The 11,809-nt window shown below is 40.2% G+C and carries 11 protein-coding genes; 8 read left to right on the top strand and 3 right to left on the bottom strand.

From position 1 onward, the window contains the following. Window positions 1-14: 14 nt before the first annotated feature. The 3 genes from nosZ to H7A25_11100 form a co-directional block, all read right to left on the bottom strand. Window positions 15-1,919, bottom strand: a complete 1,905-nt coding sequence (gene nosZ, locus H7A25_11110) for a Sec-dependent nitrous-oxide reductase (protein ID MCP5500445.1) — start codon at window positions 1,917-1,919, stop codon at window positions 15-17. Between the two features lie 3 nt (window positions 1,920-1,922). Then, complete coding sequence (locus H7A25_11105) at window positions 1,923-2,354, bottom strand: cytochrome c (GenBank protein ID MCP5500444.1); 432 nt, start codon at window positions 2,352-2,354, stop codon at window positions 1,923-1,925. A gap of 249 nt (window positions 2,355-2,603) precedes the next feature. Further along, window positions 2,604-3,464 (bottom strand): hypothetical protein, encoded by an 861-nt coding sequence (locus H7A25_11100; GenBank protein MCP5500443.1) that lies wholly within the window; start codon window positions 3,462-3,464, stop codon window positions 2,604-2,606. 123 nt (window positions 3,465-3,587) lie between these two features. Here H7A25_11100 and H7A25_11095 point away from each other — a divergent pair, with 123 nt between their 5' ends. From H7A25_11095 to H7A25_11060, 8 genes are read left to right on the top strand one after another with little or no spacing between them, the layout of a single operon-like run. After that, complete coding sequence (locus tag H7A25_11095; GenBank protein MCP5500442.1) at window positions 3,588-4,193, top strand: TetR/AcrR family transcriptional regulator; 606 nt, start codon at window positions 3,588-3,590, stop codon at window positions 4,191-4,193. Between the two features lie 24 nt (window positions 4,194-4,217). Beyond that, window positions 4,218-5,333 (top strand): thiolase family protein, encoded by a 1,116-nt coding sequence (locus H7A25_11090; GenBank protein MCP5500441.1) that lies wholly within the window; start codon window positions 4,218-4,220, stop codon window positions 5,331-5,333. 1 nt (window position 5,334) lies between these two features. Beyond that, window positions 5,335-6,558, top strand: a complete 1,224-nt coding sequence (locus H7A25_11085) for a thiolase domain-containing protein (protein ID MCP5500440.1) — start codon at window positions 5,335-5,337, stop codon at window positions 6,556-6,558. Further along, window positions 6,551-7,006, top strand: coding sequence for a hypothetical protein (locus tag H7A25_11080; protein MCP5500439.1), 456 nt, complete (start codon window positions 6,551-6,553; stop codon window positions 7,004-7,006). Before H7A25_11085 ends, H7A25_11080 begins: the two co-directional genes overlap by 8 nt. A gap of 1 nt (window position 7,007) precedes the next feature. After that, window positions 7,008-9,011 carry a long-chain-fatty-acid--CoA ligase gene (locus tag H7A25_11075; protein ID MCP5500438.1) on the top strand — a complete coding sequence of 668 codons (2,004 nt, stop codon included), beginning with the start codon at window positions 7,008-7,010 and terminating at the stop codon, window positions 9,009-9,011. Window positions 9,012-9,020: 9 nt separating this feature from the next. Then, complete coding sequence (locus tag H7A25_11070; GenBank protein ID MCP5500437.1) at window positions 9,021-9,452, top strand: MaoC family dehydratase; 432 nt, start codon at window positions 9,021-9,023, stop codon at window positions 9,450-9,452. Next, a complete protein-coding gene (locus H7A25_11065; GenBank protein ID MCP5500436.1) occupies window positions 9,452-10,597 on the top strand; it encodes an acyl-CoA dehydrogenase family protein in 1,146 nt (381 codons plus the stop codon). The genes H7A25_11070 and H7A25_11065 overlap by 1 nt, the downstream gene beginning before the upstream one ends. 7 nt (window positions 10,598-10,604) lie before the next feature. Then, a complete protein-coding gene (locus tag H7A25_11060) occupies window positions 10,605-11,801 on the top strand; it encodes an acyl-CoA/acyl-ACP dehydrogenase (protein ID MCP5500435.1) in 1,197 nt (398 codons plus the stop codon). Window positions 11,802-11,809 lie beyond the last annotated feature (8 nt).

The raw sequence follows: 11,809 nt of genomic DNA, 5'->3' as shown, positions 1-11,809 counted from the left end.
ATTTTAGAATGTTTTTATTTACTTACGCGGATGTAGTTCTGCATTTCCTGGTGAAGAGCAGAACAGAAGTCTGTACAGTAAAAAGGAAAAACTCCTTCCTGGGTGGGAATCCACTTTACTGTTTTTGTTTGTCCGGGCATGATAAGGATGTTAGGAATCTTACCTCCGTAGACTGCAAAGCCATGCGGGATATCGAATTTCTGAGTCAGGTTGGTAACATGGAAATATACTGTGTCGCCTAACTTAACTTCTATTGTATCCGGCTTGAAATGGGTTAATTGAGCTGTCATGTGAACATGCACATTTTTTCCATCTCTTATGATTTTTGCATCGTTTTCATTCTTGGTTGCATACGGATGTGAATTTTCTTCCAGAGGATAAATTTTAGCAGAATTATCCTTGATAATAGAAGCAGGAATCATTTGTCCGTAGTGAGGTTCACCCATTGTTGGAAAGTCAAGAAGAAGCTCTCCTTTATTCCCGGAAATGTCATATAACTGGGCAGAGTGAGCCATCTCCATTCCGGTTGGAAGGTACCTGTCCATAGTCATTTTATTCATAGTGACCAGGTATTTACCATAAGGTTTTTTTGTATGACCACCAACAACCATAAGGTGTCCGATATTATAGAAGGAAGGAAGTGTTTCAATAACATCAAGAGTTTTTAAATCCCAAACCAGAACATTGGTACTTAAGAAACAGGATGTATAAGCTCTGCCCTTACTATCAAATTGTGTATGTAATGGACCCAAACAGGCAAATTTCTTTCCACCATCTTTTTCTTTCTTTTGAACTTCACCGTGCAGGGTTGATTCATATTTTAGAACGGGGATACCATTAATTTCTTTCACAAAGTTAGCTTTGTCTTCGATGGCCTTTTGTAGTTTCGCAAAAGAATGAACCGGAATTTGAGCGGAAAGTTTTCCTCCAGCCACTATATATTCTCCACTCGGATCCACATCTGCACCGTGCGGACTTTTGGGAGTCGGAAGTAAGAAGGCAACTCCGGGACAGTCTTTAGGTTCAAGCATTTGGACTGTCTCTATTTTTTTAGATTCAGTATATTTATTATGTGGGTGGTAGTTGTTGTAATGAACTCCCGGAACTGTTTTAGCTTTTGCTTTACAACTTTCAGCTTTTTTCCAGTTGAAAGCTAAGACAAAATCTTTATCGTTCTTGGAGGCTTCAACTTCCATCATTTTAAACGCCTGTTCCGTGTTATACGAACTGAAAAAACACCAGTCATGCGAAGGACCTTTTCCACAATTAGAAAGATCATAATCAAAACCCGGAACCAGAAGTTGAAGTTCTATATTCATTCTTCCTGTTTTTGAATCCACTTTAACCATTGTAATGGTTCCATTGAATTCACCTTTACTAAAGCTTTCGATAGGTATGTCTTTTTGTGGAATGGGTACTGAAAACCTGGTAGCAGCCATGAGATACTCAGTATTTTCTGTAGCAAAGGGAGATGCATGGTTTCCGGCACTGTTAGGAATTTCTATAATCTCTTCTGTTTCAAAGTATTTAAGACTTATCCTTGCGATCCTTGGAGTGTTGTTTCCATTGATGAATAACCAGCGGCCATCGTGCATTCCATCTGTCATAGAAAGTTCCGGGTGGTGCGAATCATCCCAGGGAAGTTTACCCTGTGAGGTCATGAGCATATCTTTGCTCTCTTCCTCCATACCATATCCGTTTTCAGGGAATACCGAAAACACAGGGATTGTTTTTAATAATCTACCTGAAGGTATTCCATGTACCGTTACATTTCCACTGTATCCACCAGAAAAAAAAGCATAAACTTCATCTTTTTCTCCGGGAGCTATATATACCTTATCTGCTACACTTTTACTTCCCTTACAACTCATTGTAAAGGAAAGAGTGAGTGAAGCTAAGAGCAAAAGTATTTGTTTCATTGTTTATTTCTCCTCATCTATTTTACGCAAATATTCTAATACATCTCTGGCTTCTGCTTCATTCAAACCCTGAGCAATCATCTTAGTCATATAGGTTTCTAATAACTCAATTGCTTTCGGATCCTTTTGAAGCATTTCTTCTGTGTTTAAAACGAAATTCATAATCCATTCCGGACTATGTCTTTTCGTGGCTCCTTTTAAAGCAGGGCCAACATATTTTTCTGTGATTTTATGACAGGAAGAGCATTTTTGCTGGAATATTTTTTCTCCATTTTCCGCACGCTTAGGGTCAATGGGACCGAGTGTGACTGAAGTGATAGGCCCGATACCCTTTGAATTTGTAACTTCAGGTTTGCTGGTTTTATCTGTATTGGAATCGGGTTTATCACAGGTATATACAAATAAAAGTAAGGATACTAAAAGTAGTTTCTTCATTAGATAGAATTTCCTTTCTATACAAAATATTTAAGCTTTAAAAAAGCGAGGAAAGCTTCCTCGCAAACATACTATTTTAGAAAATGAATGAAAATTTTCTTAAACTAAGAGAGGGTAATATATTATTTCAGTTTGTCATTGATCTATATCAAGAAATAGAAAAAAACTATCCGCTTTAGGAAAAAATAGGAATATTTTTTAAATATAGGTGCGGACCATAGCTGACTCGCAGGAGATTTTAAGTCTTATCTAAAAATACAGATTTAGGTCTTTGGGTGCGAAAGAACGGATAGATTCAATTTCATCGGGCACGGGAATCATTTTTGTATCTGTCCATACCCAATCACCTAAAACATTTATAATAGGAGCCTTTTCTCCTTCCAAACAGGTATATACAGCTTTTGTAATATCTTCAGGGACGGTCTTACGAAAAGAAATTGAAGAATTATTCGCAAAATTCTTATAAATGTTTTCCTCATAGAACCAGTTCTTATCAAAAAAGTAATGATTAAACTTTTGTCCGGACTCCTTCCATTCCTTTAGCATGGGTTTAAGTTCAGGATACTTACCTTCCCTAATACTTCTTTGTGTGGCAAGGGCAATGCCTCTTACGGATTTACTGAAAAACATACCGAGACGAATCACCTGTAGTTTATCGGGAAATTGTATTGCCAGTTCTTCCATAATAATTTTGGTTAGAGCCATGCAACCGTAGCAGAGTAGCATGGGAGGCATGGTGATAAACCCGGAAAAGCAAATGGTTTTTAGGGGTTTTAATTCTTTTGTAAGTTGCAGCATGGGAATTACCGAATAAGCAAAACTTTCTTCTACCATTTCCTTTGTGGAATATGTAGTAGGTAGACCTACCATGCCTCTCGCAGGAATATAAAGTATATGAGAAATATCTACATTACCAATTTGTTTTAAGATAGAACTTATAGCAGAGGGCTCGCTGAGGTTTATACCGGTAAGGGTTTTATGGACTCCCGGTACGGGTTTGTCTCCGGATGTACTACCGAGGATGTAATATTTATCCGGATGTTTTTGCAGGCTCTGAATGATATCCTGACCGGAGACTGAGTTTGCACCAATGACTAAAATCTGGTTCATGTTTTTCCCTTTATCAACCATTGTCTCAGGACTACTCAGGAAGTGAAACTTTTTTCTTTAATTTTTTGAGAAATCTTAAAATTTATGGTTGACCGGTCGGTCAACCATAAATAGTTTCCTGATATGAGCCCGAGGCCGGTAGATAAGGAATTAAAAAGAAAGCAGATTATGGAAGCGGCTCTTGAGTTGTACAAGGATAAGGGCTTTACAGAAACTACGGTGGAAGAAATTGCTATTCGAGCCGGGATAGGGAAGGGCACCGTTTATGGTTATTTTAAAAGTAAAGAAGAGGTTGCTCTTTCTTTGATAGGAAATGTATTTAACCGGCAAAGTGAGGAGTTTAGAAATTTTAAGTTTTCCTCAGATGATCAGGAAAAGGCTATAAGGGACTTTTTACAGTTGGCTATGGGGGATGTCGATGAATTTTCTTCGGTGATCTTGATTTTCTTTGAAATCTGGTCCTCTCAAAAAGGCAAGAGTATGGGCTTAAACCGTATTCTATCCGAGAGGTTTGAGAAAATGGCCTTTCATTTAAACCGTATTATTCTCGATGGCAAGAAAAAAGGCGTCTTTCGGGCAGATTTAAATCGAAAGACTTTAATTTCTATGATTGTGAGTTCTATCGATGGCTTACTTTTATTTTTTACACTCTATAAACCACGAAAGAGTTCGATTCAAAACCGGATTCGTGAATTAGAAGCAATGATTATACAATATTTGAAAAGTTGAAACAACTAAATACTGGGGAAGTATATGAGAATTGGTATTATCGGACACGGAATAACGATTGAAAGAGAGAATTTGGACTGGGCTGTAGAAGATACAGTTTTTTATACGGTTCAAAAAGCTTTACAATCGGCTTCTATGAGTATTGAGGAAATAGGAACTGTTATACAGGCAGGAGACGATGTGGCTGATGGTCTGGCTATACAACACGTTCAAACTGTAGAGGCAGCAGGTGCTTTTCAGAAAGAAGAATCCAAAGTGGAAAGGGATGGTGCCTGGGCGGTTCATTATGCAATAGCGAGACTTCTTTCCGGAAAGTTTAAAACAGCCCTGGTGGTGGGTTTTTCAAAGGGAACGCAGTGTGGCCTTTCTGCTTTTAGTGGCATGTGTGCGGATCCCTTTTATCTTCGACCTGTGGGTGGAGATGCAAATACAATAGCGGCTATTCAGGCCGGTTATTATTCAGCAAGAACAGGACTCGGAGAAAGAGACTTTGCTGAGGTAGCTGTAAAGAACCGCAGGGCAGGCATGAAAAATCCGAGAGTAATGCAGGGAGAGGCCGGAGACTACTCGGTAGAGGATATTCTGAATTCTCCAAAAATCGCCAGTCCGATTACCGAACTTAATACCGGTAGGACGGGGGATGGTTGCGTGGCTCTAATCTTAGCAACAGAAGATTATATCAAAGAAAATAAATTAGAAGCTTCTTATATAACGGGCATGGGTCTTATCTCGGATGCTTATTATCCGACTTATAGGGACCTTTCAAGGATTAAGAGTGCTGAAGTGGCAGCACAGGCTGCCTATAAAATGGCCGGGATTCAGGCAAAAGATATACAAGTGGCCGAGGTTCATGAATGCTATGCTCATCAGGAACTTATGCTCTATGAATCCCTCGGTTTTTGTGAAGAAGGAAAATCGGGTGATTATGTTAAATCAGGAAAAATTTCGGTTAATCCGAGCGGGGGAGTAACCTGTGGAAATGTGATCTATGCTTCCGGTCTGGCCAGACTAATGGAAGCGAGCTTACAGGTGAGTGGAAAAGCCGGAGAGGTACAGGTAAAAGGAGTGAAAAGAGCCATCGCTCATGCCCAGGCAGGTCTTGCGATGCAATCAAATATAGTTTACGTGGTGGAGGCTTAAAATGCCGGTTAAAGTTGCGATTACAGGTGTCGCTCAGACACAGACAAAGTTAAAACGAAAAGATGTGAATTTTGCAGAACTGATGGGAGAAGCTGCTCGAATTGCTATTGAGGATGCAGGTTTGAGTATAGATGATATTGACTGTATTATTTCGAGCAGTAGTCCTGAATTTTTCTGCGGCATTAATGAACCGGAGATGTTTGCTACCGACTTCACTTTCGGAGTAATGAAGCCACATTATCGTATCCAGACCGGAGGAACGGTTGGTGCGTCTACCGGGATTACAGGCTGGTATATGGTGAATTCCGGACTCTATAAAAATGTGCTGGTGATTTCAGGTGATAAGCTAACTGAAACCTCCGTTCAGAGAGGTTTAAACCTGGTATATTCAGCGACTATGGGGCGGGACTTTGCAGCGGGTGCCCCTTCTGCGGTTGCCTGTCAGACAAGGGCTTATATGCACAGAGCACCGGATGCAAAATTAGAGCATCTTGCGAAGATAGGGACTATGATGAGAAAAAATGCTCTGTATAATCCGAATGCTACGCTTAAACTTCCCCAGATTTCGGAAGATATGATGATGAATATGGCCTGGCTCAGTACTCCTCTGAAACTTTTAGATTCATGCCCGACCAGCGATGCTGCCTGTGCTATGGTAATGCAATGCGAGGAAAATGCGGATAAAAATCCGAGACCGAAAGCCTGGATTCAAGCTGTATCGACTATCGCCGAAGGTGTAAACTATGTGGATAGGGATTGGTCGGTTCCGATTGCCCTGAAAGAAGCTGCAAGAAAAGTATATAAGGAAACCGGAATAGAAAATCCGGTAGAAGATATTGATGTAATAGAAATCTACGATGCCTTTAGTAGTCAGCACCTTATCTGGCTCGAAGCCCTCGGCCTTTGTGAAGATGGAAACGCTCCAAAAGACTTAATTGATTCCGGTCTTACAAGGATGGATGGAAAACTTCCGGTTAACCCGAGTGGTGGAGTTTTATCCAATAACTCTATTGGTGGATCAGCAATGATACGGCAAGCTGAAGTTGCTTTACAGATAATGAACCGGGCAGGAGAGCATCAGGTAAAAGATCCGGAAATCGGTCTGGCTCATGGTTGGGGAGGAGCGATTCAGTTTCAAACTATCATGCTTATGACAAAAGAGAAAGATATGCAAACAGCTCTTGAAAAGAAAAGAGCCAAAAATAAGGAGAAAGGCAATGGCTGAAGTTAAGATTTTAGACGGGGAAATTGAACTCGACTATAAGTGGAACCCCGGTCCTATTATTGGAAAATTTTTAACTAATCTTCGGGATGAAAAAGAAATTACAGCAGTTCGTTGTACAGTAAGTTCTAAGGTATTTCTTCCCCCACTCGGCTGGTCTCCTTATGTAAATAAGAAAATGGACAAGTTTATGACTCTGAATCCGAATCCGAGTTTAAAACTGGGAACAATAGTCTATCAGGCACCCTGGAATAAACCGGAGGGAATTGAGCCTCCCTACATGCTTGCTGCTTTAAGTTTTGTAGGAGCGGATACTGAGTTATTACACATCGTTGTTGCACCGGAGGAAAAGTTGAAAGCGTTAAAGCCGGGAGCAAAGCTTAAGCCTGTATGGAAGGAAAAAACAAAAGGTACTATACGGGATATTCAATATTTTATACCGGAGGAATAAGATGAATCAAGAAGATGTAAGCTGTCCATTTCAAACTATACCTGCAATCCTATCACACAGAGCCGGTGAAATGCCCGATAAGAAATACCTGTACTTCGGAGATAAGTCCTGGACGTATAAGGAATTTCATCTCGAGACCAATGCAGCGGCTTCTGCCTTAACGAACTTGGGTCTGAAAAAATCCGAGCATGTCGGTATTCTCATTCCCAACTCTCCCGATTTTCTTTTCTCCTGGTTTGGTTCTATGAAAGCAGGTTTTGTAGGGGTTACGATGAACACTCTATTAAAAGCTGAGGAATTGGAGTATATTATAAATGACTGTGATACAGAGGTTTTAATAACGACTCCTCAGTACAGAAAAATGTTAGAACCTTCCTGGAAATTTTTAACGAAAATTAAGCATCTTATTTTGACCGGAGACGAGGTGCCGAAAGAATATCCGAATGCTATATTATTAAAAGATATAATTGCTGATGGAGACAAGAACTTTTCAGCAGATATTAAAGCTGATGATCATGCTTCGATGATCTATACTTCCGGAACTACGGGTCACCCCAAGGGAGTTATTTTACGACACCGAAATATATTATATAATAGTTATATAGCTCCTCGTTATATAGACTTACAGAAGGAAGATACAGCTTTATGTATTATGCCTCTTTTTCATGTGAATGCCCAGATTGCTTCTATGATGGCTACTATGCAGGCGGGAGCTTCAGTGGTTCTCGAAGAGATGTTTAAACCGAGAAGTTTTATTCAAACCTTAAAGAAATACAAGTGTACAACATTCAGTGGTGTTCCTACTATTTACAACTATTTGAACGAAATGAAAGAAGCCGAAGGAGAAGACTTAAGTTTCTTAAAAGCCTGTATTTGCGGTGCTGCTCCTATGCCGGTGGATGTATTTCACAAGTTTGAAGAAAAATTTAATGCAAAAATAATAGAAGGTTATGGTCTTTCAGAAGGAACCTGTGTTTCTTCTCTGAATCCTATCAATGGTGAAAGAAAAATTGGTTCTATCGGACTTCCGATTGATGGGCAGGAGATGGCCATCTGGGACTTGAGTGATAAACCTTTACCCGATGGAGAAGTCGGTGAGATTATGATAAAAGGCCCGAATATGATGGTTGGCTATTATAAGAAGGAAGAAGATAATCAGAAGACTTTTGTAAATGGCTGGATGAGAACCGGAGACCTCGGTTACAGGGACAAGGATGGTTATTACTTTATCGTAGGTCGTAAGAAAGAAATGATTATCTGCGGAGGAGAGAATATCTATCCGAAGGAAATCGAAGAAGTTCTGTATAAGCACGATGCCATTTCAGAGTGTGCAATAGTCGGGATTCCGGATAAGAAATATGGCGAAGTAGTTGGTGCATTTATCCTGCCGAAAAGCGGTTCGAGTTTAAATGAAAGAGATGTTAAAGCATATCTCAGACCGAAGGTTGCCGGATACAAATTCCCCAAAGTAATTGAAATTGTAAATGAATTTCCGAAAACAGCTACCGGTAAGATTCAGAAGAATAAGATAGTCGAAGACTATGTTGGTAATTTAAAAGTCTTATCCAGAGTCGATGGAAATTTGAAAATTCCGTATAAATGGGTTTATGGAAAAGCCCTTGCAAAGTTTTATAATGGCCTGAAGGAAGAAGGGAAGATCTATGGAATTATCTGCCCGAAATGTAAGAAGGTACAGTGTCCCCCTAAAGCTTTTTGTGGAGTCTGTTATGTGGAATGCACTGAATACCTTGAGCTTCCCAACATAGGAACTCTGGAAACCTTTACAACCGTGCACATGGAATTTCCGGGGCAGCCCAAAAAACCTCCTTATACCTACGGTTACATTAAAATAGATGGATCGAATACCCATATTTATCATCTCGTGGATGAGATCCCGGAAGAAAAGATAGAAATCGGTCTTAGGCTTGAACCTGTATGGGAAGAGAAGGAAAATAGAAAAGGAACTCTTTATGATATTAAGTATTTTCGACCGGCTAAATCTTAGGAGAAGAACATGTATATAAAAGGTAAGTCGTTTGAAGAAATTCAAATAGGAGAAGAAGCTTCTTTTGCAAAGACGATAACCGAAACAGATGTATATTTATATGCAGGTATCAGCGGGGACTTTAACCCTTTGCATGTAAACGAAGAATATGCAAAAACAACTGAATTTGGGACAAGGATTGCTCATGGTGGCTTAGCTGCATCTTTACTGGCAAATATTCTGGGTATGAAGTTACCAGGACTCGGAACGGTAGCCCTTGAAGTAACACAAAAATTTAGAAAGCCGGTCTATTTCGGAGATACAGTAACTGTAAGTGCCAGAGTAGCTAAGAAAAATGAAAGAATGAAGACTGTAGAAATGAATTTAGTCTGGAAAAATCAGAAAGGGGAAGTTGTAAGCAAGGGTTCCTGTGTTGTTTTACCCCCTTCAAAGGATAACTAATGGATTTTACATTACCGGAAGAAGTATTAGATTATAGAGATATGATTAAAGCCTTCGGAATAAAGCACGTGCGTCCGAGTGCTGAAGAACGTGATTTACACGGAACCTGGGACCCGCAGCTCTGGAGGAAAATGGGGGAAGTGGGTCTTTTGGGGCTTTCGATTCCGGTGGAATACGGAGGGCAGGGAGCCAGTTGTTTAATGACAACGGTTGCTCATGAAGCATTCGGTGAAGGCTCTCTGGATGGAGGACTTACCCTTGCTCTCGGAGCCCATGCGATTATAGGGAGTATGCCGATTGTACTTTGTGGAACAGAAGAGCAAAAAAAACGTTATCTTCCCAAAATTGCAACCGGTGAATATACTTCAGGTCTCGGTCTTACAGAACCCGGTTCGGGTTCGGATGCAGCCGGAAGTATGGAAACCCGTGCGATAAAAAAAGGGGATCGATATATATTAAATGGTTCTAAAATGTTTATCACGAATGGTCCGATAGGAGATGTCTTCATTGTAATGGCTGTGACTGACAAATCTAAAGGTGCCATGGGAATTTCTGTATTTATTGTAGAGAAAAACTTTAAAGGTTTTAAGGTCGGGAAAAAACTGGAGAAGATGGGAATGCGAACCAGTCTTACGAGTGAGCTTATCTTTGAAGATATGGAGGTTCCCGAAGAAAATCGGATCGAAAAGGAAAATTCGGGTTTTGCGAGAGTGGGAAGAGCTACCCTTGAGTGGGAAAGAACTGTATTGGTTGCGGCTTCTATAGGCTCGATGCAGGCTATGCTGGACGATGGAGTCCGTCATGCAAAGCAGAGACAACAATTTGGTGAACCGATTATACGCTTTCAGGCTATACAGGATAAAATTGCAAGAGCTCGCATGAAACTCGATGCAGCAAGACTTTTAATTTATAAGAGTGCTGCAAAAAAAGATAAAGGACAGGCAGCACCAATTGAGTCATCGATTGCAAAGGTTTATGCCACTGAATCGGCTAATGAGGTCGCGTATGATATGGGTCAGGTTTTTGGTGGATATTGTTTTATTCATGAATATCCTGTAGAAAGGGCTTACAGGGACGCAAGACTCGGTACTCTGGGGGGAGGAACCTCAGAAGTAATGCGGTCTATTATTGCAGCGAACACTTGAGGAAATTATGGATTTTGATTTTACAGAAGAAGAACAGGAATTTGCAGATGGCTTTCGTCATTTTTGCACAAGAGAAATTTCTCCGTATTCGGAAAGTTATGAAGAAGCCGGAGAGATACCTAAAACTCAATTTCAGAAATTAGCGAATCTGGGTTTTTTAGGTTTGCTACATGAAAAGAAATACGGTGGATCTGAGCTGGGTTATATGAAAACTATGATAGTCCAGGAAATCCTTGCTGAAGCCTGTGGTTCAACTTTTTTTTCAGTAGGAGCTTCTGCCGGTTTATTTGGTTTGCCCATATCTGAGTTTGGAACAGAAGCGCAAAAAGGAAAGTATCTACCCGGTATTATAGAAGGTTCTAAAATAGGTTGTCTTGCGGTAACCGAACCGGATGCAGGTTCGGATGTAATGGGGATAAAGACTATAGCAAGAAAGAAAAATGGAAAATATTATTTAAGCGGTCAAAAAACCTATATTACTAATGCGCCAAATTCTGATTATGCAGTTGTTCTTGCAAAATTAGAAGATGATGGGAAAAAAATAGGTCCTACAACCTTTATTGTTAACACAAATGCAAAAGGCGTCAGCAAAGGAAAGCCTATGAAGAAACTTGGTTTAAAGGCATCTCCTACCGGTGAACTTTTTTTTGATGAATTGGAACTCTCCGAAGATGATATTTTGGGAAAAAAGGGCAGGGGTTTTAAGATTATTATGGATGCTTTCAATAGGGAGCGCCTTTCTCTAGGAGCCTATTCGGTGGGAGTTATGGCTGCCTGCATTGCTGAGTCCAGGAAGTTTTCGAGAACAAGAAAAACGTTTGGAAGACCGATTTATAAGCACCAATCCGTAGCTTACATGCTGGCAGACATGAGGGTGAAATATGAAGCTTCCCGAAACCTACTCTATGAAACAGCATGGATGATGGATAAATTTGGAGGAGAAAAATCTAAAGACAGGTTAATACACAATGGTTTCCCGGTAGATTTAACTGCGAAGACAGCCACATTTAAACTATTATCTTCTACTTTAGCCAGGGAAGTATGTAATCTCGCTGTGCAATTGCATGGTGGAGCCGGTTATATGGAAGAGTATAAAGTAGCCAGATTGTATAGAGATATAAAGATTGCTGAGATTGGAGGAGGAACTTCCGAGATACAAAAACAAATCATCGCTCATTCGGAAGCCAAGAGAATAAAGGTTTAGAGAAGTTA

Source organism: Leptospiraceae bacterium (assembly GCA_024233835.1).
Classification (GTDB): domain Bacteria; phylum Spirochaetota; class Leptospiria; order Leptospirales; family Leptospiraceae; genus JACKPC01.
This window is presented reverse-complemented; position numbering and strand designations above follow the sequence as displayed.

Bases quoted from the DNA above. Each gene is read 5' to 3' on its own strand.
- nosZ (MCP5500445.1), bottom strand. From the start codon at position 1,919: ATGAAACAAATACTTTTGCTCTTAGCTTCACTCACTCTTTCCTTTACA.
- H7A25_11105 (MCP5500444.1), bottom strand. From the start codon at position 2,354: ATGAAGAAACTACTTTTAGTATCCTTACTTTTATTTGTATATACCTGT.
- H7A25_11100 (MCP5500443.1), bottom strand. From the start codon at position 3,464: ATGAACCAGATTTTAGTCATTGGTGCAAACTCAGTCTCCGGTCAGGAT.
- H7A25_11095 (MCP5500442.1), top strand. From the start codon at position 3,588: ATGAGCCCGAGGCCGGTAGATAAGGAATTAAAAAGAAAGCAGATTATG.
- H7A25_11090 (MCP5500441.1), top strand. From the start codon at position 4,218: ATGAGAATTGGTATTATCGGACACGGAATAACGATTGAAAGAGAGAAT.
- H7A25_11085 (MCP5500440.1), top strand. From the start codon at position 5,335: ATGCCGGTTAAAGTTGCGATTACAGGTGTCGCTCAGACACAGACAAAG.
- H7A25_11080 (MCP5500439.1), top strand. From the start codon at position 6,551: ATGGCTGAAGTTAAGATTTTAGACGGGGAAATTGAACTCGACTATAAG.
- H7A25_11075 (MCP5500438.1), top strand. From the start codon at position 7,008: ATGAATCAAGAAGATGTAAGCTGTCCATTTCAAACTATACCTGCAATC.
- H7A25_11070 (MCP5500437.1), top strand. From the start codon at position 9,021: ATGTATATAAAAGGTAAGTCGTTTGAAGAAATTCAAATAGGAGAAGAA.
- H7A25_11065 (MCP5500436.1), top strand. From the start codon at position 9,452: ATGGATTTTACATTACCGGAAGAAGTATTAGATTATAGAGATATGATT.
- H7A25_11060 (MCP5500435.1), top strand. From the start codon at position 10,605: ATGGATTTTGATTTTACAGAAGAAGAACAGGAATTTGCAGATGGCTTT.